The sequence below is a fragment of the Paenibacillus amylolyticus genome (assembly GCF_050990605.1).
Lineage (GTDB): Bacteria > Bacillota > Bacilli > Paenibacillales > Paenibacillaceae > Paenibacillus > Paenibacillus amylolyticus_H.
This window is the reverse complement of record NZ_CP158832.1, coordinates 1,903,499-1,928,717: the sequence shown is the minus strand read 5'-3', so window position 1 is coordinate 1,928,717 and position 25,219 is coordinate 1,903,499. Positions and strand designations below refer to the sequence as shown.

The following is a 25,219-nucleotide window of genomic DNA, read 5'->3' as shown; positions in this document are numbered from 1 at the left end:
TCGCGGCTCTGCGCCTGGCTGCCTGCCACCTCGGCGGCACCGCCAGGCCGGGAAGCCGCCGCCGTGGCTGCGCCAGTACCCGCCGCATCGCTGCGCGCACGCTGCCGAGCTTGGCTCCCGATGCTAGCCAGCGGAAGCATCCCCCAGCCTGCGCTGCTGCGCTGCGCTTGGCTCCTGCGGCCCGCTGGCCGCCGCGGCCGAAGCCGACTGCGCCGGGCGCGAAGAGCTGCCTCGCTGCAGGGCTTGACGCCGGTCGCGGCTGCGCAGCTGCTGCTCCAGTGCCGCCGGTGACAACGGCACCACTTCCTCAGCCAGCAGCTTGAACCCTTCGTCCTGCTGCTGCACTTTGGCACGCACGACAAGCAGTTCACCTTTCCCGACATGCTGCTGGCTACGCCGCCATACCTCGGGAAAGAGAACCACTTCACAGCGTTCAATCTGGTCTTCCAGCTCCATGAACGCCATAGCCTTGCCCTGTTTCGTCGTAATCGACTTCACAGACACAACCATACCCGCGGCGACCGTCATCGTGTCGTCTGCCGCCTCAGTCAGCTCCATGATCCGGTCAGCCCCACTCGATTCCAGCACATCTTCATAGTCATCCAGCGGATGCCCGGAGAGATACAAACCTAACAACTCACGCTCCAGCTCCAGTTGCTGCCCTGAGGAATAAGGAGGAATATCCGGATACTCAATCTCCCAGTTTGGCGTCTCAACAAAGTCGAACAATTGAATCTGCAGATCCTCGCGTTCCTTGCGCCATTTCAGAGCCGCTTCAACAGTCTCATCCAGCATCGCGAGCAATTGGGCCCGGTGCCCAGGTAATGTGTCAAAAGCTCCGGCCTGGATCAGCGATTCAATCACACGTTTGTTGCATACACGCAGATCCACACGACGACAAAAATCGAGCAAACTGTCGAATGGTCTCTCCTGCCTTACGATCATAATGCTTTCCATTGCCTGGGTACCGACATTTTTCACAGCAGCCAGACCAAATCGTATTGCACCCGTTAATTTTTTCTCATCCGGATTATCATTAGACACTGCAACGTTCTTCTCCGCAAACGAGAGCTCCCCTTGCTTCGCACGCGAAGAAGACGTCTCTTGTCCTTGGTCATTACCATTTTCCATTGAAGCAGCCGTCACCAATCCCGGCTCCTTTCGGTTGTCGGATGCCTCAGGCATGGATGTCGTTGCCTGCCACTCATATCCGCCACTGTCCTCTTCCGGTCCAGGACCGGGATCATCCGGCAAAGGTGCTTCACCATATTCGGCTTGTCCCGAATGCCCATCATGCTCATGAACGCGATCTTCCCTGAAGGAACTCCCGTTACTGTTCGCTGCGCTGCCAGAGGGCATAAATACAGGTGTAAACAGAATACCACTCTCATTCACATCCGGCGGAAGCACCTCCATATCCATGCGCCGACATTCCACCACGTACTCTGCCACTTTCCGATGACTGCCCATCACGGCTGTTAGCATGGATGCCATAAAATGAACCGGATAATGCGCCTTCAGATAAGCCGTCTGGAACGCAAGCACACCATAAGCAGCGGCATGAGCACGCGGGAAGCCATAATTGGCAAACTTGACAATCATATCATAGACCAGGTCTGCCTCTTCTTCGCTATACCCTTGTTTCAGGCTGCCTTGTACAAAGTGTCCACGCTCCAGATCCAGCACTTCCCGTTTCTTCTTGGAGACCGCTCTGCGGAGCAAGTCTGCCTCACCCAGCGAGAAACCCGCCATCCGGGAGGCTATCTGCATGATCTGTTCCTGATACACGATGATGCCGTACGTATCTTTCAGGATAGGCTCCAGATCCACATGGGGGTAATCCACTTCAATCTGTCCATGCTTGCCCTGAATGTATTTGGATATGAACTCCATCGGACCCGGACGGTACAAGGCAAGTACAGAGATTACATCTTCAAAACTACTTGGCTTCATCTCTTTCAGCACACGGCGTACCCCGGCAGATTCCAGTTGGAATATGCCCATCGTGTCCCCTCGCCCAAGCATCTCGTACGTTAACGCATCATCATCGGGGATAAGGCGGAAATCGGGAATTTCTCCATGTTCCCCAATCCAGCGTACACACCGCTCAATGATCGAGAGGGTACGTAAACCAAGAAAGTCCATCTTAAGCAACCCGATCGACTCCAGGTTTTCCATGGAATACTGGGTTAACGCTGTTCCTTCACTGCCCTCCTGAAGTGGCACCGCATCGGTCAGCGGGTCACGGGAGATAATTACTCCCGCTGCATGCGTCGACGCATGGCGTGGCATACCTTCGACCTTCATCGCCATATCCAGCAGCTCACGTGTCTTAGGCTTGGTTTCATACAGCGCCTTCAGTTCAGGCGTAGCTTCCATGGCCCGCTCGATGTTAATACCAAGCTGCGCCGGAATCAGCTTTGCAGCCTTGTCCACTTCACCATAAGGCACATTCAGTGCCCGTCCAACATCACGTACGGCTGCACGGGCAGCCATCGTTCCAAACGTAATAATCTGGGCGACATGGGCTTTGCCATATTTATGCGCGACATAATCAATGACCTCATCCCGCCGCTCATCGCTGAAGTCAATATCAATATCCGGCATCGAAATCCGCTCGGGATTCAGGAACCGTTCGAAGAGCAGGTTGTATTTCATCGGATCAACATCGGTAATATGCAAAGTGTACGCTACCAGACTTCCTGCCGAGGAGCCCCGCCCTGGTCCAGTAACAATGCCTTGCTTATGCGCATAGGCGATAAAATCCCAAACAATCAGGAAATAATCCGAGAATCCCATGCTGTCGATTATACCCAGCTCATACGCCAATCGTTGTTCGAGTTCGGATCGAAGCACCGCATCTGTCCAACGTGTGGACTGCGCATAACGCTCCTCCATGCCTTCTTCGCACAGCTGACGCAGATACGCCGAAGGGCTGAGTCCATCAGGAAGCGGTCTGTATTCCGGCAAAATAGATTTGCCAAATTCCAGCTTCAACTCACAGGAATCCGCAATGCGGACGGTGTTGGCCAGAGCCTCGGGCACATGAGGAAACAAACGAGCCATCTCTTCTTCACTTTTCAGATAGAGCTGATTGGTTCCAATTCGGAGCCGATTCTCATCATCCACGGTCTTGCCCGTTCCGATACAGATCAGCACATCCTGAAGCTCAGCATCCTCTTCCGACAGATAATGCGCATCATTGGTCGCTACAAGCGGAATCTCAAGTTCAGCAGCCAGTTTGATCAACTGCGGATTTACCCTTTTTTGCTCGGAAAGCCCGTGATCCTGAAGTTCCAGATAGAAGTCGTCACCAAAGATATGTTTGTAGCGTAACGCCGCACGCCTCGCCTCTTCTTCTCGTCCATGCAGCAAATGTTGTGGTACTTCACCACCAAGACACGCACTTAGACAGATAATGCCCTCGTGATGGGCAGCCAGACTTTCCATATCTACACGTGGTTTGTAATGAAAACCTTCGAGATGTCCAATCGAGCACAATTTCATCAGATTACGGTAACCCGTCATATTTTTGGCCAGCAAAATCAAATGATGAATCGGTTGATCCTTGCGGCTCCCCCGCTCTTTGCGGGAACCTGCTGTCATGTATGCCTCGCAACCTATAATCGGCTTGATGCCTCGCTCCATACATGCTTTATAAAAAGGAATTGCACCATACATCACGCCATGGTCGGTCAGCGCAAGTGTCGTCATTCCGAGATCTGCAGCCTTATTCACGAGATCCGGAATACGCGCAGCGCCGTCCAGCAAACTGTATTCGCTGTGAACGTGCAAATGCACAAAAGAACTCATGTTTTTTTCTTCCTTTCCCCGCTAAAGACATCCATTAAAAATCTATAAATAAAGAGCTTATGCTAAACATTGCAAAACGTGTGACTGGAAACAAAAAAAGAGAGGTAACAGATATATCATAATATCTGTACATCTCTTTTTACAAGTCTGGTAGCTTACTATCCCTGTTCATGATGAATCCAGGTAATGAGCTGCTCTGCCGGTTTTCTGCTTACAGGTCGAGAAACAGCATCATCTCGAAGATATCCAAGATGAAGTGTTCCCACCAACCGTTCGCCGGGATTAACCCCTATTTTCGCGGCAAACGTATCCTCCCGATTGTATTCGTTTGTTTTCCACACCAGTCCGATGCGTTCTTCCCAGGCGAGCAATTGCAAATTCTGAATCAGCCCAGCAGCTGCGAGCAAAGCCTCTTCATTTCTCCAACGATCTGTGCCCTGTCGAACCACAACGCACACATGCACCGGCGTGTCTTCACAATAGTCCTTCGTTGCACTCTGGCCAAACTGTTCGAGTTCTTGGGATGTATACGTCGAGAGCACAGCATTACTGAACATTTTGCGACCCTCATTCATGAAAACGATAAAGCGCCATGGCTCTTGTTTGGAATGATACGGAGCCCACACCGCAGCCTCAAGCAATTCGAGCAGCTTATCCTCAGAAACGGACCTGGTGCTGAATGACCTGACTGTCCTCCTTTCACGAATAACGCGCTCCACTGGACCCGAATGCATATTTTTCATCTTAGTGAGTTCTCTCCCTGATTACAGATACAATGTCATCCACTGCTTTCAAAGTAGCAACAGAAGAGAACCCGAAGTTCATCCACTCCTTGTCACCTACCAGATATACTTGATCTTCCTTGACTGCCTTCATTCCTTTCCAGATGTTGCTTTCTTTCATTTCATCAAATAGTTTCTGGGCATTTGTGTTGTCATCGCCACCATCAATTTGGAGAATGATGTGATCAGCCTGGTATTCAGTAAGCAATTCAAGCGAGACCGGCACACTCCCTTCATTTTCAGGGTAGGCCGCTACTGTTTTCAATCCAAGCTCTTTATGAATGACCATACCTCTACTGGACAGTTCACCCATAACATAGCTTTCTTTGGGCATGACTCTTAAATAAATAAACGTCTCGTCTCCTACAAGAGCTTTTAGCTCATCACGAGCAGTCGCAATTCTCTTATCATAATCCTGAATAGCCTGCTCTGCTTCCTTCTGCTTGCCCAGTGCCTCGCCCATATCCTTCAATTCATCTCGCCAGTTATCCCTGTCGGGAAGAAGAACTGTTTTGGCAATCTTGGCGTACTGGTCATATATTTTCTCATCCCGCCATTGAATGATATAACAGACCAGTGGAGTTGAACCCCAGTTGACCAGAAAGGGCGACTGCCCTTTTTCGATTAGAAGCAAGTCATGAGGACGAATTGAGTGGATGCCCTCTTCCAGTCCAACCTCTCCCTCGCCGCTAACTCCAAGGACCAACTCCACGCCAGACACGGCAGCAGACCTCACAGCTACACCTGTGCCGAAGTTATACTTTCCCCTGCGAGCAAGCTGACCTGCACGGCATCTTTCAGCACCATGGTCCAGTCTCTGAATAACAATCCATATTTCGTCTCCAAGTTCATATCTTTATCTCCCCTGCCATACTGTGAGTAACTGTAATCGCACGATACATTTTTATCGACATTTTATCATAACGTTCAGGGGCACGCCCATACAATAGAAGTACAAGCCGCTCCCCCTGTGACAGACCGAAGACAGGAGGTGTGCTGCTAGGTCTGAAAGGGGTGTTGCCAGTGAGCACATTTTTGTCCAAAGCCATTCTTGATTTCTTTATTGCGTTTGGAATCGTGCTGGGCGGCGCGATGATCGGAGGTATTGGAGCAGTGATCTCTCTTCAGCCTCCGACACAGACGATGCTCGATATTTCTGGAAAAATAAAGATATGGGCACTCGCAGCCGCTGTTGGCGGCACAATAGATCCCATGCGTGTCATCGAGAGCAATTTCCTGGATGGTAACCTGTCTCCGGCGGTCAAACAAATCCTGTATCTGATCTCTGCTTTTATGGGCGCACATATGGGAACCGAACTCGTGAAATGGGTGTGCGGCGGAGGCCGGAGCTAATATGATACAGGAACAGCGTTCATGAGAGTTCCACCATTTTCTCGTTACCGCCCGCTGATGCGAATGACCGCTGTGTTTGTTCTGGGAATGATCGCTGGATGTGTCGTCTACAACGGTGTATTCCACCTGAGTTACAATGCGTTGTGGCTGAACAATCAGGAGCTGCAGCTTCAGCTGCATCAGAATGAGGAGGATATCAAAACGCTGAAAAAATACAGTAAACGCCAAACGGTGATCAAGGAAATCAAGGTCCGTGCAGAAGAATCGGATAAGGGGCCAGACGAGGCTTCTCTAAAAGTGATGTTACAGAAGCTCGGAGACGAACTCGAGGTACTTCGGGGCAGAGATGTATTCAACATCGATGAGTATAGCAAAATGACGCGAATAATGCTGAATCAGAAAGTGTACTCGGTCAGGGAAAAGGAGTACACCGTTCAGGTCAAAACGATGCTGGTTATGGAAGGGGTACTGCAAGTTTGGGTACAGATTCGCATGCACGTTCCTGCGTAACAGCAAAAAACTGCCCTTGTCTGCATCTCTCCATGGTACAATAAGGGCAGTAAATGCTTTCCAGAAAAGGAGCTGCGTCTTTGTGTTCATTGATGTACTCAAATATGCTCTAATCGCCATCTTTGCTGTTGCCATGGTTTTTGCAGCGTTGAACAGCATTCGTTCACACAGAAGTTCGGATGCTGCCAGCGCCGGTCTGTACCGTTCGTGGACAAATATCTGGATGGGTGGCATGCTTGTCGTTCTTGCACTGATCCTGATGTTTGTCTTCACGGGCTCAACTTTATCTGTGATTGTGGAAGCGCTGTTTCTGATTATGGGTGCGTACAATGTATTTGCCGGAATACGTAACCGCAGTTATTATGCGCGGCTTCAACAACGGTCCAATAATGGATCAGGTAAAACCTCTGGACAATCTGCATAATTTCGTTATTGTTGTGTCTGCAAAAAGAGAGTACTTCCCTTCATTAAGCGAAGCCAGAACCGCGCGACAGCGCAACTCGGCAGAGCTTCTCGATCAGGGAGTACTCTCTTTGTTTATGCCCGAGGCAACGTACCCAGCTAGGCATGGTCAATCGACTGCAATGTCATTACCGCTTTGCATACCACACTGCCTTCACGGGTAACCACAATGTCCATTTTGCACGTTCGACGGCTGGTTTCCAGAATTAACGGTCGAACCAGGATCTGATCCTCAATCTGTACCGGTCGCACAAAATACGTCGTTACATTATCAACCACATGGTCGTTCCCTGTAACATCCCACGCTGCCCGCCGGCCAGCCTGTGTCATCACATTCAACAGAACACCTTCGGAGATCGTACCCAGATCCGTCGCCATCTGAGGAATGATGAATCCGTGAAATAACAATTCGTTCTGATCACCGCGCTCCTCGGCAAACCCGTTCCAGATCAGATGATCAAACGTCTCTCCAAGTTGTGGCTGCTTCTGTGCATCCCGCATAGCCTGAAGCACTTCCTTACGTGTGACGGACGCAATCAGTTTGCGGTTCCGATCCACGATTGGCAGAAAATCGATGCCTTCCCAGGTCATAATCTGGGCAGCAGAAGCAAGAGATGTCTGCAATGAGGCCGTAATCGGGCGGCGTATCACACATTTCTCAATACTTTGATCTTCTTTCAGCTCACTGACATCCTTCAGACTCACAATCCCGATGACCCGGTTCCATTCATCCACGACCGGGAAGCGGTGTTCCCCCGTCTCCGACACCAGCATATGAAAATCTGCGGCTGAACTGGTGACCTTTAGCACCTGCAAGCGAGGTTTCTGACCAATAATATCTTCAACAAGCATAATTTTTTTCTTAATCAGCCGGTCGAAGATCGCACGGTTAATCATTGAAGCCACCGTGAATGTATCATGTCTGGATGAAATAATCGGTAGCCCAAGCTCGTCCGCCATAATTCTTACTTCACGGCTTGTCCCAAACCCCCCCGTAATCAGCACGCCCGCTCCCTGTTCGAGGGCAAGCGAGTGAGCATCTTCACGGTTGCCCACAATCAGCAGACTCCCAGCGTCAATATATCGGGCCATTGCCTGTTCTTTCATCGCACCGATCACATACTTGTGCAGCGGTTTGGCGAGACCTTCGTTCCCCCCCAGCACATGGCCCTCCACAATCGTCACGACATCAGCAAAGGTCAACTGTTCCGACATGCCCCGAGGTCTCTTCTCAATCCGCACCGTTCCAATTCGTTCCTTGGTCACGACAAGCCCGAAGTTCTCCGCCTCTTTTACCGCACGATATGCTGTCCCTTCACTAACACCCAGCTCCCGCGCCAGTCCACGTACTGATATTTTACTGCCAACCTTCAGTTGTTCAATATGTTGAAGTAACTGTTCATGCTTCGTTACATTCTCTTCTTGTCCGTCCAACTGTACCACCCCCGAAGATGCATCTGTACTATACTGTATCTATTATAACACGGCTTTAGGAAAATAACCCCACCCCTGCCCATTCTCATAGGCAAGTTCGCCATCTGAATTTAATCATCCGATTACCCTCTAATTCTGTATGTACCCCAAAAAGACCGGACCCCTTGTATCAAGGGATTCCGGTCTTCCATGTCCATGTTGGATCTCATATTGTACTTTATACAGACTTGCTCCGCTCTTGCTTGTCCAGCAATTTCATCTCCCACTGCCGCAGCTTCGCCCGGCGAACGGCTTCCAATGCACGCTTCTTCTCTTCATCTACACCGAGAATAAAATGCAGATGCGCACCAACGATTAATAAGGAGAACAGCACCCATACGATGCCAAAAATATTAACCCAGTCCATTCCTCCAGCAAAGGAAATCCGCGGCAGTGCAATGACCAGCATCGACAACGCAATTAGCAGATAGATCACATGTTTTGCCTTTTTTAACCTCTTCACATTCACAGCTCCTTCGTTCTTGATTGACTCTATATGTCTAGTCTATGAACGATAAGGAGCCAATATGAAAGGTTCAGGCAAAAAACAAGACAACCTTTTAGTACGTGTTCATCCTTCGTAATCAAAAGTGGACTTTTTGAACTACCTTTTTACGCTTCAGCGCCACCGTACAGATGACCCAGGCTGTCTGCGATAATTTTGTTCACATCTTCAATGATGACACTGAGACGACGCTCCGCATCAAACAAACGACGGATGTTCAGATTCAAGCTCAGTACTTCAAACAATTTCTCCATTTTTTCCATCTCATCCGGAGCTGGCATATCCCCGCTCATCATGCGTTGTTGCAATTCCATTTGTTGATCGCGGAAGTTATCCAGCATTGCTTTTGCATCCGGATCCGCTTCAATCAGCTTCATCGCGGAAGTAATCTCTTCCACCTCGTTGCTTTCTCTCAGTGCTTTAGCCAAATCATTGGCTTTGTCATAAATATTCACTATTATTCCTCCTCAGATTGGTATGTTCATCCGTGTTAATACACGCTTTTCTCTCCTGTCAAACAAGGGCGATCTGAAACAGGCCATCGATAACCTGCCCCGAATCAAATGCATTTAATCCATATGGGTCAATCACCAAGGGTTATATGTCCTCATATGATGAAGCACATGCCATGTTCAGATGCCGTTCAACTTCGAGATCAGACATCAAGTTGCCGCCCGGAAGGAGATCCGTGATGTCCACTAAAAAAGTAACGATTCAGGTTACCGGCTCGGGCATCCTGCAGGACGACGTCATCATGCTGGGCGAAGGGGTGCTCAAAGCGCTTAAAATCCCTTCAGGAAGGCCGCTTCAGCTGCAATTTGGCTCTTTCCGCCGCGAAGTCACTGTTATTCCGGTTCCAAGGTATGACGGGCTGCGCATCAATCAGACCGTTGCCAGCAAGACCGGTCTCGTTCCACGTTCGGTCCTGAGGGTATCTTATCGTTCAGCCAGCCGTACGCTTCGCCTTGGACCTTACATCAGTGTACTGGTTAGCCAGGATTATCCCGATCAGCCCGATCGGCCCTTTGGCTCCATCACGATGTTCTGTCAAGAACTGGTGAACGCCTGCCGTAAGCGAGGCGCCTATGTATCCTTTTTCACACCGGAGGATATTGGAGCGGTAACGGGTTATATGAAAGGCTGGGTGTATGATGACGGCTGGAAAAAGACTGTTCTGCCTGTAGCAGACGTCGTCAATAACCGGCTAACGTCCCGCAAGCTTGAGAACAAACCTAGCGTACAGCATTTTATGAAAGAAGTAAAATCGCTCTACGGCACGCAAACCTTCAATGAAAAGTTTCTGGACAAAAACGAAGTATTTGATGCACTCAAGTCCATTTCAACGCTTAAACGAGTTCTTCCCGAGTCTCATTTGCTCAAGACGTCCGCCATGCTCAAGACGATGTGCAACCGGCATCCGGTTGTATTTCTGAAGCCCGTACGCGGTTCTTTGGGCAAAGGCATCATCCGGGTCTCACGTCAGACGGACGGAAGTTTCCTGACTCTGGCGACTGGCGTTGGGGGTACCCGGAAACAAACGTATACTTCTCTGGATAAACTGTATGCCAGTATGTCTGGGAAAATGAAAACAACGCGTTACCAGATCCAACAAGGGCTGACTCTCATTGACAACAGTGGCAGACCCGTGGATTTCCGTGCGCTCGTGCAAAAAAACCGTACAGGTAAATGGAGTGTAACCTCCATCGTCGCCCGGATTGCGGGCGGAAGTCACTACGTATCCAATCTGGCACGGGGTGGAAGTCTCAGCACCGTCAAGGATGCTGTTGCCAAAACACAGTTGTCTGGCTCAGCCAAAGCTTCCGCATATGCAGGATTGCACACCGCAGCACTGGATATTGCAAAAGGGATCGAGAGTGCCATCCCTGCTCATTTTGGTGAACTTGGTATTGATCTGGCCATGGACACCACTGGGCGCGTATGGCTGCTCGAAGTTAACTCCAAACCATCCAAGAATGATAATACACCACTGAGCGAGAGCAAGATCCGCCCTTCCGTCAAAGCCATGCTTGAATATTCTACGTACCTGGCGGGTTTTTGAAAAGTTATTCCCTATTGGAAACAAATCTGATAGAGGAGAGGTGCAGCGTAATGTTTCCATCATCTCAGACCAAGACACTGGCCATTCTGGTACGCGCAACCGAAGGCTCACCTCCCTTTGCAGATGAACTTTTCTGCCGTCGTCTCAGTTTGGGGAGCATGCAATACGCCCTTCAGATTATTGTGATCCCGATATCGTATGATGCAGTCCATCTCCCTCTTCAATGGGGATATGCCTATCATCAAGGGAAGTGGAATTCGGTACCTGTTCCTGCAGTCGACCTCATTATGGATCGTTGTCTTCGCCCTATCCCCAGGTACGTCAGGCAACAGCTTAAGGAATGGATACCCACCAACGGCACAGATCAACACCGTTATTGGTCTGCTTCCCTTCCCGGAAAATGGGAGGTACATCGTGTGTTGTCCCGAAATCCTGAATTGCGGTCACAACTTGCTCCCACAACCCGGATCGGATCATATATTCCTTGGGAAACATGGCTGGACCGTTGGCCCAGAGGCCTGTTCTTCAAACCGGTATCCGGGACTCATGGTAAAAATACCTTTCGCCTGTCTCGGGGAGCGAATCCATCCACATGGATCGTGGAGGGGCGTAACGAGGACAATGAACCCTTTTTTCTTACATTCAACCATACCCGGAACGTCTCTTCCTGGCTGGCATCCCATCAGGCTGAGCGTAAGATGATCGTACAGCCATATCTGGAGCTTAGCCATCATGGAAGAGCATTCGACATACGGGCTCTAATGCAAAAGAATGGGCAAGGTCACTGGAAACTTACCGGATGTATGGTACGAGAAGGACCCGAAGGTTCACTCACATCCAATCTTCACGGTGGGGGTAGAGCATATCCTGCCCATTCATATCTGCTCCAGCGATATGGAACGATCCGTACAGAAGCTCTGCTGAAGCACATCCGGCAGACTGCTACGCTTATCCCCACCCTGCTGGAGAGCCGTTTCGGCAGGTTAGCCGAATTGGGGCTTGATTTCGGAGCAGATGCAGAGGGCCAACTCTGGCTAATTGAAGTCAACTCCAAACCAGGCCGCACCTCATTCGCAGAAGCGGGCGATCGACGCATGCATACCCTGACTTATACCCGGCCGCTTGCCTATGCCCGCTATCTGTTGCAACAACATGTTCTCACGGACGTCATTCGTCCAATGAAATTGCCGAATACATCCAGCAAAGCTGGCCTGAAACCCATCCCGATTCACGGCGGCTGAGGCCCGCAGCGCCCGCTTGCCATGGAGCCCAAGGATCTTTTCAGGATAGGAGGATAAATCATGAGTTTGACCTTTTGCAATCTGCATTTCACCAAGCAACCGGATAAAGTGGTTTATGTATCCAACGCTTTAATGAAGAGCCTCAACCTGTCCGGCAAAAAAACGGTGCACCTTCGCTTCGGGCGTGACCGGGTACCTGCAACGATCAAACCAATCAAAAAAGCAGGTAAACATCTGTATCTCGCTTCAGGTATCCGTAATATGATGAACGTCCCCAAACGGGGCAGTATTTATCTCCGGAATTTGCAAAATGATGAGGTCCAGTTAGGTCCACTGATCGGCGTACTCTCTGATGGGCCAGCGACGAGCACTAATCCATTCGGTTCCCGTACTGGTTTCATCAAACAGTTACTCCGTGAAGGCAGCCGAAAATCCTATATTTATGCCTTCACTCCCCGGGATATCAATTGGCAGAATGAGACGGTATCCGGTTTTTTTCTGAATGAAAACGGAAGCTTTACCCGCAAAACGGTACCTCTGCCCGATGTCGTCTACAACCGGTTACCCAGCCGTCGTTCAGATTTCTCACCAGCCATCAACCAACTGCGGGAACGATTTATTCGTCGGAAAATCCCGTTTTTCAACTGGAGCTTCTTCAACAAATCGGATATCTATACATTGCTGGAGAATGAACCGACAGCCGGAAGGTATATCCCTGAATCAATTACCAATCCATCCGTTGAACAGATGAAAGAAATGTTGGAACGCCATCAGTTCGTCTACTATAAACCTACTGCAGGAAGTCTGGGAAACGGGATCTACCGCCTGACTTATTCGCCCAAACGTGGATATTTCGCACGTTATCGCAAAAAAGGTGGTAATGCACTCCTGCGTTTTGGGTCCTTCAACAGTCTGATGCGCATGCTTCAGGGAAGACATGGCAAACAGCTTCGCGGATATGTAGTTCAGCAGGGAATACGTCTAATTGAGATTGATGAATGTCCAATTGATTTCCGTTTTCACATGCACAAAAATGGTAACAATCAATGGGTTGTTGTCGGGATTGGAGCCAAAAAGGCAGGACGTGGCAGCGTCACAACACACATCAAAAATGGCGGCTCCCTAATGACTCCTGAGCAGGCGCTCAGTCGCAACTTCGGCGATCGTGCGGGAGAAGTTCTTCAGCATGCCAAATCCGTCGCTATTACACTGGCCCAGGCGATTGAAACCCAGCACCAGCATCTGATTGGTGAGATTGGCTTTGATCTGGGCATTGATCAGGAGGAACATGTATGGATGTTCGAAGCGAACGCCAAACCCGGGCGCTCCATTTTCCGTCACCCTTCACTCCGGTTGGAGGGCAAATCGTCGGTGGAGCACATCTTGGAACACTGCCTGTATTTGAGCAAGTTCCGGAAGAAGGAAGAGATTTGATGAGCATTCATGATGATTTCAAACCTGTCATTGCTGTTTTGACCATGCATGATAATCAGCGCATGTTCAGGGGAAATCATCAAAATTTTCAGGATATCTTACAGACAGGCGAGAGCATGGGATATGTGGTGTACATTGTAACTGTACGGGATCTGAACGTGAGTGGTCCTACCGTGAAAGGATATACGTACAACAAGGGAAGTGGAAAGTGGGTTTCACAACCTTTCCCCCTTCCCCACGTTCTGTACAATCGTATTCCCAACCGGGAAGACGAAGGAAAACCTTCCGTTCAGCGCAAAATTGACGAATGCATGCAAGCAGGAATTGAACTGTATAACCCATTCTTTTTCAACAAATGGGATCTGTTCGAATGGCTCAAGAAATCCAAATCGACTCAGCAACTGATCCCTTATACTCGGCGGATGCGAAGTGCTTCTTCTCTGGGTGCCGTTCTGCGGGCGTATCCCTATCTGTACCTTAAGCCCGAGAGCGGCAAAGCTGGCAAAGGAATCATGATGCTTAAATTCCAGGAAAAAGAACGGCTTCCCTACCGACTCAAAATACAAACCACACGTAAAAGCACGACCTATAAAGCAGCTACACTTGCCAAGTTATGGGCACGAATTCGCAAAGAAACCGGACATACGCCCTATATCATGCAACAAGGCATTGAACTGGCATCCTCTCGTAAACGTCCCTTTGATTTGCGTGTTCTTGTACAAAAGAACACCAAGGGCCAATGGAGCGTAACCGGTGTAGGTGCAAGACTTGCTGGCTCCCGCAGCATTACAACTCATGTGCCACGCGGCGGGAGCGTAGAAGACCCTGAGAAGCTGCTGACCGAACTTTTTGGCGAAGAAATGTCAACAACCCTGATGAAACGTGTGAAATCCACTTCATTAATGATCGCAAGACAGGTAGAACGGGGATCAGGTTACACGCTCGGAGAAATGTCCATGGATCTGGGCATTGATGACCTGGGGGAACTCTGGTTCTTTGAAGCCAATGCAAAACCAATGAAGTTTGATGAACCACAGATCAGACGACGATCATTGGAACGTATATTTCACTACAGCGCTTATCTTGCCCGTCAGTCCAAGCGATGATAGACAGGAATACTGCAAAAAGAAGGTGATTGTTTGTGTCCTCACCTGTTCTGGGCATTATGACGTTGTACTTAAATGAACATCGCGCTCTTGAAGAACGAAGCGTCTATCGCAGAATGATTCTTGAAGGGCGCAAGCGGGGACTCGATATCTATGTATTCACACCAGCCGACGTACACCCCGGCGGCAAACAGATTGAAGCCATGGTTTTTCATGAGGGAAAAGGCTGGTCAAGGGAGTGGCGATCATTCCCGGACCTGATCTTTGATCGTTGCCGGATTCAGCGTAACCGCCGGTTCCAGCAATTGCTTGCTTTTCGTGAGAAATATGGGCATCTGCTCTTTCTGAACAGGCCACTGCGCAATAAATGGACCATTCACCAGACCCTTTTACAAAAAGCCAACTTTCGTGAACACCTGCCGGAAACCGCTCTATTTCAGGATATGTCCGATGTAAACCGGATGCTCAAAGTTTCTTCTCTGGTCTATCTCAAACCCATTAATGGAACAGGCGGACGTGGTATTCTGCGCATTGAACGCAGCAGTAGTGAGGCTAATACGGTGCTTGTTCAGGGGCGGGATCAGAAGCGTCGTATCATTACTCCACGTAAAGTTCATTTATCACGACTTGGCGCATTGCTGCAACACTGGAACATGAAAGACAAGTATCTTGTACAAAAGGGCATTCAACTTCAGCTTCCGAATGGACGTGTGCATGATTATCGCATGCTGGTTCAGAAGAACGGTGAAGGACAATGGGAGCTTACCGGATGTGCTGGACGCATGGGTGCAGAAAAAAGCGTGACCTCCAATCTGCATGGCGGCGGTCAGGCAGTAGCGATGAACCGACTCATGAAGCAATGGATCGAAGATGACGACCTCCGGGCAGAAATTAATACCACTGCAGAAACGTTTGGCATTGAGGTTGCTTCGTTTCTGGAAGATACGTACGGGGACCTATGTGAGCTGGCACTGGATTTGGCGATTGACAGAAGCGGACGTATCTACCTGCTTGAAGTTAATCCCAAACCTGCGCGTGAAGTGTTCGCTCGCATCGGGGAGCGGGATATCTATTATAAAGCCATCACTCAACCGCTGGAGTACGCCTTATGGGTATATCGCAACAGACCTCCCGGAATGTCCAGAAAGCCAGCCGTTCCCAGGCCCGTTTCGCAAAAATCCGCCAGAGTAAAAAGAAAAAGGAAAGTCAAGTGAGGGCTTAGAAAAAGCAGGAGTCTATGTTCGCCAAGTGCGAGCATCTGCTCCTGCTTCACTGTTTTTTAATTCTGTTCTTTCGTCCATTGCAGCGTGTCGTTGTCAATCACAATATACCCTTTTTCCTCACCTTGCACATAAGATAATGCCAATCTCATCAGGTCAGGTTCCAGTTGGCAGGTGGTAACACGTGTAACCTGGTCCGTGTGATCTGCGGGCAGGCACAACGTCAGAATACCCACTTTACCTGAGAAATCAGTCTTGCCCTGGATGACCGATGTTTCCGACTTGGAACCATATACCTCAGATACCCAGCCGGGCTGCTCCGTCAACTCGAAGGCTCCCTTCCCAATGCCTGCCGTGACCCATTGCATCGTCAGCGTTACGGAAGATGCCTGATAGCTCATATCCGCCGTCATTTCTCCAGCTTCATTCATTCTCAACGCAATATCTGCTTGGGGATGCAGGTGAAAACGTTGCTCCAGAGTATGCTCTGCTTCCGCCTCAAGCCAATCCACAATTAGTAGTATAGGGATTTCCGCCCCTGCCAGCATCCACCGACGATGTGTAACTGGATCAGGCAAATGCGTATATCCATCCTGCGAAGCATCAATGAAATGATAGCTGTCATTGCTCTCCCAACGTAGCGTTGTGGCCTGAGCCTCGGGTTCACCCCATTGCTGTGTGGAGAGATAAGGTGTCTGATCCAGACCATCCACCGTGACGGTATTGTGCGCCCGCGTACTTTTGAAATACCGCCGCCATTTCCCTTCTTCATACGTATAACGTCCGGTGTCCGTGAAGAAAAGCTGGTTCTTCCACATCCACTCCACATTCAGCGCATCCGCATGTCCGTGTGCTCCGCCCATGGCAGCCGCATCAAAAAAAAGATATTGATACTTGTCCCTCATGACATAATATCCTGTCTGCGGAAAAGCGCGGCTCGACAAAGCCGGAGGAGAAGAAGCCTGTAGTCTGAGGCATCGCTCATATTTTTCCACACCCAGCAACCAGAGACACTCCGAGCTATCCGTTCCGCGAGCCATCAAATCATCGTCGTTCAGGATCGCTCCAAGCAGGGTCAGTCGTTGTCGTCCATCGCCAACCCAATCCGAATCACCAATACCGGTAGACTGATGATCTGGTCGGATCAGCGCCTCAGTAAATGCAGCCATTTGGCGTAGACAGCGGGCATACCATGCCGAGAAAGGATATCCTGAAATCTCGCCCAACCGATAAGGCGTGCCAAACATTTCGATGCTGGCATTGTGGTAATGTGTTGTCAGTTCAACCTGTATCCCCTCTTCACCCAACTGATGCAGCAAACACAGCTCAAGACGTTCCATCGCCACTTGACGCCAGTATGCACTTCGCGGGTGCTGGTGGTAGAACGTAGCGATCATGAACAAGCCTTGCATATGCATAATGGCATGATTGATTTCCGTGTCGCCGAGATAACGGGTCAAAAACTCGGCGTGCTCGTCCAGACCTTGTCGAAACTCCGCCTGAAAACCTTCGTCCAGTAGCGGACTGGCTTCCATATATTTATATGCCGATATCCAGGACTGCACACGTAATCCCGTCTCCAGCAGGCGCCATGGACCGGGCTTTTGAAAGAACACGGCCTCTTCATAAACCACATTTGCAGGTACCGGGTTCTGCTGTCTCCAGCTGCGGAAGTGGTCAATGAATGCTGTTACATATAGCGGATTGCCCTTCATCAGATACGCCTTTCCCAGATCGAGCATATGCCAGTGTCGATTGATGCCCCATGTGAACTCCAGATCATTGGTCGGGTTGTGAAGCCAGTCTACGGGTGTCCCCATCGGAATCCAGCGATTCAGATCGTTGGTATAAGGAACGATAAATTCATTCAGGATGGCACGATTGGCAATCGTAAGCGAATTTCGGGCTTCTTCCGGAAAATGTTTTTCATAATAGTGGGCAGCCCGTTGCAGATCCGTTGCCGAAAGGTAAAAATCGTTCATTGGGACGCCTCAAGAAAATCTTGACGGAAAGGGGTAAACACATCCAGAATGACGGAGTCCTCCAGTGCTTTGACCCCATGCGGGACGTTAAAACCGGCATAAAAGCTGTCCCCTGCTTTTAAGATGCGAGTTTCTTCACCAACCTGGACCTCAAAACTGCCTTTGACGATATAGCTGACCTGCTCGTGCGCATCATGGGAGTGAACTTCTCCAATGCCCCCTTTAGCAAAGGTAACCTCCACCATCATTAATGTACCGCCCATACCCAAAATCTTGCGGGAACTCGTTTCGTTCATGATATATGCATCGGCAGACGCATGATTAATAATCATTTTGCCTTTCCCCTTTCCTTGTGAATAAGCGACCGAAGTAATTAAACCTCAACCACTATGAACGTTTATTAGTCTTCTGTGGACAATTTACCCTGAAGCTTGGAAGAATCAAACGATGGATCAGCAGTTATGTTGGTCAGCCCTCCCGCTTTGGTCTTCTCCAGAGCTGCATTGTACCTTGTATCCAGATCCTTGATCACAGCATCGAGATCGCCACCCGTGAATACAAAGATTGAAAAAACCTCACTCCATTTGGTACCTTCTAGTGAACTCTCGGTCACCACACTTGGATTTGCCGGGAAAATGGCATCATAACGTTTGGGCAGGAAACCTTCAATGCCCGGAATGCTTGGTTTTTTGTCAGAGCCTAGTACAGCAGGAATCAGTGAAATCCCATATCCTTTTTCGTAATACTCACTCTGGAGATCTGTGCTGTACACATACTCCATAAACTTCCATGCCGCTTCCTTGTTGGCAGAATCTGCATTGATGCCGATGTAAGAGCCCCCGATGACTTGCGAAGCGCCCTTGATCGTTCCATCATTCGTTGGCACAGGAGCCGCTGCCCAATTTTCTTTTGTAGGGAACTGATCTTTATATACACCTGGTTCACCGGAGTGGTTAATGTACATTCCGATTTTGCCTTGGGCAAACTGGGCTCTGAGTGGATCGATGTCCAGACTTTCTACCCCTGGCAGCATGCTGCCATCCTGATTCATCTGACGAAGCGCCATTGCGATATCCTTGTACATCCCAAAATCAAATTGGCCAGTCTTGTAGTTGTAACCATCAATACCAACATTATTGCTTGCACCTGCAATCGTATTGGCTGCTCTCCAGAAGCCGCTGCTGCTCTTGAACGGGCTGGCAAAGCCGTAGATTCCTTCACTTTTACCAACTTCGGTAATTTTTTTGGCATCTGCAACCATCTCAGCCAACGTTTTAGGCGGACTCTCGATCCCTGCCTTTTTGAAAATATCTTTGTTATACACAAGCCGCCAGACCTGCCCTGTATTGGGGAGGGAATATATTTTTCCATCAATCGTGTTTTTATTTTCAATCAAGCTGTCTTTAAACACGGCCTTCATCTCATCACTCATGTATCCATCGATCGGGGCAAGATACCCCTTCTGATAATACGTCTGAAAATCATTAACTTGCAGCACATCGGGTGCCTGCTTGCTGGCAAAGGCAATATCGACCGCCTGTGGATAATTGTCCCCCATCACGGTCATTTCCACTTCAATGTTGTCCTTGTTCGTCTGGTTGAACTCATCAATCTTGGATTTCATAAAATCAGCATCATGGCGGTCCGGTGTCCAATATATGATTTTGGTTTTCCCTCCGGCATTCTCCACGCTGGTCCCCGATTCGCTATTTGCCGAAGTACCACTGTCAGCAGAACAACCTGCCAAACTTAGCGCCAGCAATGCACTTAGCGTAGTCACCATCCACTTTTTAACCATTGATATGCCCCCTTATGCTTGTCTGGACAACCGGTTTAGTTATCCGTTAACGTAATGATAATCGCTCCGCTTTCATGGAGGTGAGGGACATTCTGACTTTGCATGGTGGGAAAAATGACGATCCTTATCTGTTTTTAATTCTCATACATTTGCCGGAAGCGAGTTGGCGTCATGCCGCAGTATTTCTTGAACAAACCGCTGAAATAAGGCCTGTCCTCATAACCCAGCCTCTGGCAGATCTCTTGCACCTGTACGCCTGCAACCAGCAACTCTTTTGCCTTTTCCATCCTCATCTTGGTAATATATTGAATCGGCGTTATACCCGTTTCCTTTTTGAAGGCATTGGCAAAGTAACTCGGACTTAAATGCACAGATTGTGCACAGGCCTGCAGCGTCAGATTTTCTGCAAGATTCATACTGATATATTCCTGCGCCTTGCTAATCGCCTGTTTGACATCAGTGAGTCGTTTTTTGTCCATAATCTCGCAACCCATACTGCTAAAATGTTTGATATATCCCCTCCAGCCATCAAACGTCAAGGAGCGCATCGCCTCAAGTACTGTCAGGTCTGCTTCCAGACGCAAGCGTTCCTCTGCTGTAATCTCATCACAAAAGGCACGGTAGATGGCAAAAGCGAGTCCCGACAGCAAACGGATCATCGTGAGTGGCTCGGGAAACCCTTCGGAGACCTGCCATTCTTCAAGAATTTCATCAATGATGCGGTGACAGGTGCTCTCATTACCACATTTCAGTGCGTAAAAAAGCTCTTTCTCCTTCTCCAAAGGATACACTGGAGCCACACATGCCTGATTCTCCAGTTCAGCATACTGGAGGATGCAATTTCCTTCACTGTAAAAACGATAGGATATCGCCTGATCTGCATGTGCGTAGGACGTCCAGATTTCCTGTGGTCTGCGGGCAATTGTACCAACACCAATCGAGACTGTTTTTTTGCTGAATCGCTCCACATTTTGGCGGCATTGCTCCAGTAGCCCGGAGACATCTATGTGGCTTGGTGTGTTAAATATGGCTGCAAGCCGGTATCGGTTTTCCCGTAAAACAACGCCCTTGGTATAGCGGTTTAAGGTTTCTCCCACAATATTTTGGACTGCAAAAGGAACGATTTCGGCATCCACATGCATCGTGTATCCATATCGCGTATAACCATCCACCTCGATAACCATGACGACAAGATTGGAAGAATCGAGATCAATATGCAGCTCGTTCCAGCGACTTTCATTCAGGAATCCCCCGATTTCATGACGCAACAAGCCCAGTAGATAACTATGACGTTCGTACTGACTGCTGCTCTCCACCTTCTGCTCCAATTGTTCCAACTGTTTGCACTGTGCCTGTTCTTCCTTGATCACCTGTCTTACCTTCAACACCGCACCGAGTATTTCTTCAGGGGTAAACGGTTTGAGCAAATAATCGGATGCACCCAGCTTGATGGCTTCCTGTGCATATTGAAAATCCGAATAACCACTGATGAAAATAAATTTAGCTCGCAGTCCGGCATCCAATGCCCGCTTCATTAGCTCCAGCCCGCTCAATTTGGGCATCCTGATATCACTAATTACGATGTCTGGTTGCTGCTCCAGCAACAAGGACCAACCTCGCTCTCCATTACTCGCCGTGCCTACAATCCGAACCTGATGATCCTCCCACGGAATAGTTGAAGATATGCCCTTTACAACCGCCTGGATATCATCCAAAACACACATCCTCAATTGGCCCATACTGCCCCTCCTCAGGTGATCGGAATCGTGATAACAAATGTTGTTCCTGCATCTGTACTGCTATGAAACCCAATTGAGGCCACATCCCCATAGTGCAGGCTTAATCTGCCATGCAGATTGGATAGGGCATAACCTTTGCGTCCCCCGTCAGGAACATCCTCAGCATAGATACTCGCTACATCCATACCACATCCATTGTCAGACACCTCTAGCCGTAGTGTGTCACCCTCACGATCAATGCGGATCAGGATAACGCCCAAATCTTCTTTGTCATTGAATCCATGCAGGATGGAATTCTCCACCAAGGGCTGAAGCAATATTTTTAAAATATCAACTGCGTAACAAGAGGGGTCCCCCACCTCAATCCGATAAACGAATAGATCCTCATAACATTTTTGCTGAAGCTGCATGTATTGTTCGACATGTTTGATCTCCTGCTCCACACTGGTGATTTCTTTCCCATCATTCAGTCCCAGACGGAATAACAAGGATAAGGAGACGATCATCTCACTTACATCCTTCTTCTCTCCGCTCTCGCTTTTCCAGAACATCGTATTGAGCGTATTGTACAGGAAATGGGGATCAACCTGCGCCTGAAGCGCCTTGACCTCAAACCGCCGTTTGTCTTGCTCCGTTGTCCGCACTTCTTCAAACAGAATCTGAATCTGGTCCAACATCCGATTGAAACGATGCCCTACAGCGCTTACTTCATCGTCATACTTGCTGCGAAACCGTACATCCAGATCATTGGACTCCACCTCAACCATCAGGCGTCGCAGTTTGTTCAGTGGTTTCAGCAGAGCGGAGGCCACCAGGCTGGACAACCCGAGTGCGAGCAAAATGCAAAACAACATAATCAGGATGATCAGCCAGCGTATCTTTTGGAGGGGCGACAACAAGTCAGCTTTGGATTGTACACTTACCATGACCCAATCCTCGTTCATCGACAACGCCGAATAGTTAACAAGCATGTCCTCCCCCTGATCGTTCCTGTAGGTGAAATCCCCAGCATCGCTATGGTTAACCTGTTGGGTAAAGTCAGGCTCCATAACGAAATCATAATTTCGGGACCTGGGCCGAATGACTTCATTTCCGTTTTTGTGCAGCAAGAACAGTTGAATCTGGTTATTCATGAGATCCTGCGTCAGAATGTCCCGCATCGCCTCTTCCCTCATATTGACAACCATATATACATTCGAATAGGTATGATTATCGATCACAATGGGTTTAAGCAACAGAGATAACACATGTCCTTTGGATTGGAATAATTGACTCTGATGTGAGCCAAACCACATCGTATTCCAGCCTTGCAGCTTCACGTAGCGACCGTATTCGCTGTCGAACGAATTATTGCGATTCGGAAAATCTTTGGTCGAGAAAAAATCACCGATGGGTGTTGTCAGATAGGCAGTATCGATCAGTGGCTCTACAAGCTTCAATTGAGCAAAAGATGTTTGCAGCAGCGAGAGATTCTGATAATAATGAGATGTATTATTTTTTCCCACGTCCTTCATGACCTGGGTGAACGTTTCATTGAGCATAAAAGAAAAAGAGGATACAACAATGTGCCTCAGATGTTCATCCATAACCTGCACGGATTTGTTCAGAATGCTTTGTTTCAGTTCAAGTGCATTCTGCTCAATGCTTCGTGCAGCAAAGAGATAAGAGCATATCCCGGTCACACTGATGCACAAGACAACGAGAAAAATGTACAGCAGCTGTATTCTTTTTTTCAGGGACATTTTATAAAAGTCGAATATCATCGGCGCTCGCTCCTTGAACACGGCTTGGCCCGTCCGCTGTGAATTAAAACGAGTATAGCACAGTGGAATTACCCGTAAAACCGTTTCCATGATTGTGCTCACACCTATCCTTTCACAGCTCCCAAGGTCACCTGCATGAATGATTTGTTGGCAAAAATATAAACGATGAGCAGCGGCAAAATGGATAGACAGGCTCCGGCCATCATCAGTTGGACCTCAGCCGCAGCTCCGATCCCATATCGCAGATTAGCCAGCCCAACCGGCAAAGTCTGCAAGTCCGGATTGCTCATGGTGAACACAAAAGGAAGGATATATTCATTCCATGAACTCTGGAATACACCCAGACCTGCAACGGCGAGTCCAGGCCGCAGGAGCGGAAGAATAATTCGCCAGTATGTGGTGAAGAAATTGCAGCCATCAATCATCGCCGCTTCATCCAGTTCGCGCGGGATGCTCTTGAAAAAACCAATCAGAATAAAGTATGTGGCAGCGTGTGCGCTGATCAGTATAATAATAACGCCCCACAATGTGGTATTCAGCCCCAGCTTGACCATGAGGTCAAATTGCGGACGCAGCACAACCGCACCTATGGAAATAAAGAGAGTGGATGCCATGAGCAGGGTATACCCCTGTTTCCCTTTGAAATTCACTCGATCCACAGCGTAGGCTGACATCGAGGCTACCAGCAACGTGCCAACTGTTGTACTGATGCTAACAAACACGCTGTTAATCGTAAAACCCGAAAAATTGGCGGTTTTCCAAGCCTGAGCATAGTTGGAGAACTGCCAAATCTTCGGCCAGATGGTAGCTCCTCCGGTCAATTCCTGGTTCGTTTTGAAGGAGCCGAGCAATACAAGTATGATGGGGAACAGCGACAGCAGAGCGATTGCGATCAAAAACAGCCAAAGTACCGTTCGTTTGGTCCAGCGAATGAGTTGGGGAGACCCTGAGGGTGCAAGCACGTTTTGAGTCATCATCGCTTCCTCCTGAATGGGTTTAATAGACATCATTGAGCTTTTTGGATATACGGAAGTAAATGAGCGTCACTGCCCCTACAATGAGAGCCGTTGTGAAACCGACTGCACTGCCATAACCGAGCTGCTGGAGTGATTGTGTGTCAGCCGATACGGGAAACAACAATTTGAACAAATACAGATACATCACCTCTGTTTTGCCATAAGGCCCCCCTTCGGTCAGCACCATAATACTCTCGTAACCTTTCAGCGCCGTGGTAATTGCCAGCATGATGATCATCTGCAAGACAGGACCCAGCAACGGAATCGTTACATTCCGCAGTTTCTGAAACTCACTCGCTCCATCGAGCGATGCCGCCTCATAAAGCTCTTCAGGAATGCTCTGAAGACCCGCAATGAACAACAACATATAATTGCCCACAGCCCCCCAGATGGCGATGATGATGATTGTTAGCATGGCATGTTCAGCCCCCAGCCAGCTAATGGATTCGGAGATCACATGATACTTAAGCAGCAATTGGTTCAATATTCCGTTATAAGAATTGAAAATAATAAAAAATACAATCGCCATGACCGAAGCGCTAAAAATAGTGGGAAGATAATAGATCGCCCTAAACAGGGATCGTCCTCTCCATTTGCGATTCAGAATAATAGCCAAAGTTAACGACAGTGGAATTGTAACGACGAGTTTGCCCAGGGCATACACACCCGTGTTACCTACAGAATCCCAGAATTGCCCGTCACGCAAAATGCGTCCAAAATTATCAAGCCCGATAAAGACAGGTGTCCCGATGCCTTGATAATCATAGAACATGTAACGCAGCGCCCATAACAGAGGATAAATCCCGAATACAAGAGTTAAAAAAAGACTTGGAAAGATGAACATATAGGCATGTATTTTGGATGGTTTCACCAGAATCGGCCCCCCTATAGCTTTTGAATGAAGTATAGAGGGAATATGAAGGAAAGCGGGATAGGGAAATCAACTTTCTACAGGGGAGAATG

21 protein-coding genes are annotated in these 25,219 nt (G+C 48.8%); 8 read left to right on the top strand and 13 right to left on the bottom strand.

Features of this window, described 5'->3' with window-relative positions:
- Positions 1 to 123 precede the first annotated feature (123 nt).
- From ABTV53_RS08895 to ABTV53_RS08885, 3 genes are all read right to left on the bottom strand, one after another.
- Positions 124 to 3,813, bottom strand: a complete 3,690-nt coding sequence (locus ABTV53_RS08895; RefSeq protein WP_433752391.1) for a DNA polymerase III subunit alpha — start codon at positions 3,811 to 3,813, stop codon at positions 124 to 126.
- A 158-nt stretch (positions 3,814 to 3,971) separates the two neighbouring features.
- Positions 3,972 to 4,556 (bottom strand): nitroreductase family protein, encoded by a 585-nt coding sequence (locus ABTV53_RS08890; RefSeq protein WP_433752389.1) that lies wholly within the window; start codon positions 4,554 to 4,556, stop codon positions 3,972 to 3,974.
- Position 4,557: 1 nt separating this feature from the next.
- On the bottom strand, positions 4,558 to 5,316 hold the full coding sequence (locus ABTV53_RS08885; RefSeq protein ID WP_433752387.1) for an ABC transporter substrate-binding protein: 759 nt from the start codon (positions 5,314 to 5,316) through the stop codon (positions 4,558 to 4,560).
- Positions 5,317 to 5,618: 302 nt separating this feature from the next.
- Here ABTV53_RS08885 and ABTV53_RS08880 point away from each other — a divergent pair, with 302 nt between their 5' ends.
- The 3 genes from ABTV53_RS08880 to ABTV53_RS08870 all read left to right on the top strand — a co-directional run bounded on the left by ABTV53_RS08880 (position 5,619) and on the right by ABTV53_RS08870 (position 6,882).
- Positions 5,619 to 5,948, top strand: a complete 330-nt coding sequence (locus ABTV53_RS08880) for a YtrH family sporulation protein (protein WP_026081169.1) — start codon at positions 5,619 to 5,621, stop codon at positions 5,946 to 5,948.
- A 21-nt stretch (positions 5,949 to 5,969) separates the two neighbouring features.
- Positions 5,970 to 6,458 carry a hypothetical protein gene (locus ABTV53_RS08875; RefSeq protein ID WP_036609856.1) on the top strand — a complete coding sequence of 163 codons (489 nt, stop codon included), beginning with the start codon at positions 5,970 to 5,972 and terminating at the stop codon, positions 6,456 to 6,458.
- Between the two features lie 82 nt (positions 6,459 to 6,540).
- A complete protein-coding gene (locus ABTV53_RS08870) occupies positions 6,541 to 6,882 on the top strand; it encodes a YtpI family protein (RefSeq protein ID WP_338593339.1) in 342 nt (113 codons plus the stop codon).
- Positions 6,883 to 7,019: 137 nt separating this feature from the next.
- On the opposite strand, the gene ABTV53_RS08865 is transcribed toward ABTV53_RS08870, so the two are convergent.
- The 3 genes from ABTV53_RS08865 to ABTV53_RS08855 form a co-directional block, all read right to left on the bottom strand.
- Positions 7,020 to 8,354 carry a DRTGG domain-containing protein gene (locus ABTV53_RS08865; protein ID WP_341006638.1) on the bottom strand — a complete coding sequence of 445 codons (1,335 nt, stop codon included), beginning with the start codon at positions 8,352 to 8,354 and terminating at the stop codon, positions 7,020 to 7,022.
- A gap of 217 nt (positions 8,355 to 8,571) precedes the next feature.
- Entirely contained in the window at positions 8,572 to 8,856 is a 285-nt protein-coding gene (locus ABTV53_RS08860) for a hypothetical protein (protein ID WP_139331819.1), read from the bottom strand.
- Positions 8,857 to 9,005: 149 nt separating this feature from the next.
- Positions 9,006 to 9,353 carry a YlbF family regulator gene (locus ABTV53_RS08855; RefSeq protein WP_433752384.1) on the bottom strand — a complete coding sequence of 116 codons (348 nt, stop codon included), beginning with the start codon at positions 9,351 to 9,353 and terminating at the stop codon, positions 9,006 to 9,008.
- A gap of 236 nt (positions 9,354 to 9,589) precedes the next feature.
- Here ABTV53_RS08855 and ABTV53_RS08850 point away from each other — a divergent pair, with 236 nt between their 5' ends.
- The 5 genes from ABTV53_RS08850 to ABTV53_RS08830 are packed head-to-tail and all read left to right on the top strand — an operon-like array spanning position 9,590 to position 15,952.
- Positions 9,590 to 10,957 (top strand): YheC/YheD family protein, encoded by a 1,368-nt coding sequence (locus tag ABTV53_RS08850; RefSeq protein WP_433752382.1) that lies wholly within the window; start codon positions 9,590 to 9,592, stop codon positions 10,955 to 10,957.
- A 50-nt stretch (positions 10,958 to 11,007) separates the two neighbouring features.
- On the top strand, positions 11,008 to 12,198 hold the full coding sequence (locus ABTV53_RS08845; RefSeq protein WP_433752381.1) for a YheC/YheD family protein: 1,191 nt from the start codon (positions 11,008 to 11,010) through the stop codon (positions 12,196 to 12,198).
- A 60-nt stretch (positions 12,199 to 12,258) separates the two neighbouring features.
- Positions 12,259 to 13,632, top strand: a complete 1,374-nt coding sequence (locus tag ABTV53_RS08840) for a YheC/YheD family protein (RefSeq protein WP_433752379.1) — start codon at positions 12,259 to 12,261, stop codon at positions 13,630 to 13,632.
- Positions 13,632 to 14,738, top strand: a complete 1,107-nt coding sequence (locus tag ABTV53_RS08835; protein ID WP_433752378.1) for a YheC/YheD family protein — start codon at positions 13,632 to 13,634, stop codon at positions 14,736 to 14,738. The genes ABTV53_RS08840 and ABTV53_RS08835 overlap by 1 nt, the downstream gene beginning before the upstream one ends.
- Before the next feature lie 35 nt (positions 14,739 to 14,773).
- Complete coding sequence (locus tag ABTV53_RS08830) at positions 14,774 to 15,952, top strand: YheC/YheD family protein (RefSeq protein ID WP_433752376.1); 1,179 nt, start codon at positions 14,774 to 14,776, stop codon at positions 15,950 to 15,952.
- 65 nt (positions 15,953 to 16,017) lie between these two features.
- Here the strand turns inward: ABTV53_RS08830 and ABTV53_RS08825 are convergent, their stop codons facing one another.
- The 7 genes from ABTV53_RS08825 to ABTV53_RS08795 form a co-directional block, all read right to left on the bottom strand.
- Positions 16,018 to 17,940, bottom strand: coding sequence for an alginate lyase family protein (locus ABTV53_RS08825; RefSeq protein ID WP_433752374.1), 1,923 nt, complete (start codon positions 17,938 to 17,940; stop codon positions 16,018 to 16,020).
- A complete protein-coding gene (locus ABTV53_RS08820; RefSeq protein ID WP_433752372.1) occupies positions 17,937 to 18,272 on the bottom strand; it encodes a cupin domain-containing protein in 336 nt (111 codons plus the stop codon). Before ABTV53_RS08820 ends, ABTV53_RS08825 begins: the two co-directional genes overlap by 4 nt.
- A 68-nt stretch (positions 18,273 to 18,340) precedes the next feature.
- Positions 18,341 to 19,738, bottom strand: coding sequence for an ABC transporter substrate-binding protein (locus tag ABTV53_RS08815; protein ID WP_433752370.1), 1,398 nt, complete (start codon positions 19,736 to 19,738; stop codon positions 18,341 to 18,343).
- A gap of 134 nt (positions 19,739 to 19,872) precedes the next feature.
- Complete coding sequence (locus tag ABTV53_RS08810) at positions 19,873 to 21,477, bottom strand: helix-turn-helix domain-containing protein (protein WP_433752369.1); 1,605 nt, start codon at positions 21,475 to 21,477, stop codon at positions 19,873 to 19,875.
- A gap of 11 nt (positions 21,478 to 21,488) precedes the next feature.
- Positions 21,489 to 23,330, bottom strand: coding sequence for a sensor histidine kinase (locus ABTV53_RS08805; protein WP_433752368.1), 1,842 nt, complete (start codon positions 23,328 to 23,330; stop codon positions 21,489 to 21,491).
- A gap of 14 nt (positions 23,331 to 23,344) precedes the next feature.
- The gene (locus ABTV53_RS08800; protein WP_433754124.1) at positions 23,345 to 24,214 is read right to left on the bottom strand and encodes a carbohydrate ABC transporter permease; all 870 of its coding nucleotides are present in this window, start codon (positions 24,212 to 24,214) and stop codon (positions 23,345 to 23,347) included.
- A gap of 22 nt (positions 24,215 to 24,236) precedes the next feature.
- Complete coding sequence (locus ABTV53_RS08795; protein ID WP_433752367.1) at positions 24,237 to 25,127, bottom strand: carbohydrate ABC transporter permease; 891 nt, start codon at positions 25,125 to 25,127, stop codon at positions 24,237 to 24,239.
- Positions 25,128 to 25,219: the final 92 nt, after the last annotated feature.

Coding starts and splice junctions, on each gene's coding strand:
- ABTV53_RS08895 (WP_433752391.1), bottom strand. CDS start 3,813: ATGAGTTCTTTTGTGCATTTGCACGTTCACAGCGAATACAGTTTGCTG.
- ABTV53_RS08890 (WP_433752389.1), bottom strand. CDS start 4,556: ATGAAAAATATGCATTCGGGTCCAGTGGAGCGCGTTATTCGTGAAAGG.
- ABTV53_RS08875 (WP_036609856.1), top strand. CDS start 5,970: ATGAGAGTTCCACCATTTTCTCGTTACCGCCCGCTGATGCGAATGACC.
- ABTV53_RS08850 (WP_433752382.1), top strand. CDS start 9,590: ATGTCCACTAAAAAAGTAACGATTCAGGTTACCGGCTCGGGCATCCTG.
- ABTV53_RS08845 (WP_433752381.1), top strand. CDS start 11,008: ATGTTTCCATCATCTCAGACCAAGACACTGGCCATTCTGGTACGCGCA.
- ABTV53_RS08840 (WP_433752379.1), top strand. CDS start 12,259: ATGAGTTTGACCTTTTGCAATCTGCATTTCACCAAGCAACCGGATAAA.
- ABTV53_RS08835 (WP_433752378.1), top strand. CDS start 13,632: ATGAGCATTCATGATGATTTCAAACCTGTCATTGCTGTTTTGACCATG.
- ABTV53_RS08825 (WP_433752374.1), bottom strand. CDS start 17,940: ATGAACGATTTTTACCTTTCGGCAACGGATCTGCAACGGGCTGCCCAC.
- ABTV53_RS08820 (WP_433752372.1), bottom strand. CDS start 18,272: ATGATTATTAATCATGCGTCTGCCGATGCATATATCATGAACGAAACG.
- ABTV53_RS08815 (WP_433752370.1), bottom strand. CDS start 19,738: ATGGTTAAAAAGTGGATGGTGACTACGCTAAGTGCATTGCTGGCGCTA.
- ABTV53_RS08810 (WP_433752369.1), bottom strand. CDS start 21,477: ATGGGCCAATTGAGGATGTGTGTTTTGGATGATATCCAGGCGGTTGTA.
- ABTV53_RS08805 (WP_433752368.1), bottom strand. CDS start 23,330: ATGGAAACGGTTTTACGGGTAATTCCACTGTGCTATACTCGTTTTAAT.
- ABTV53_RS08800 (WP_433754124.1), bottom strand. CDS start 24,214: ATGACTCAAAACGTGCTTGCACCCTCAGGGTCTCCCCAACTCATTCGC.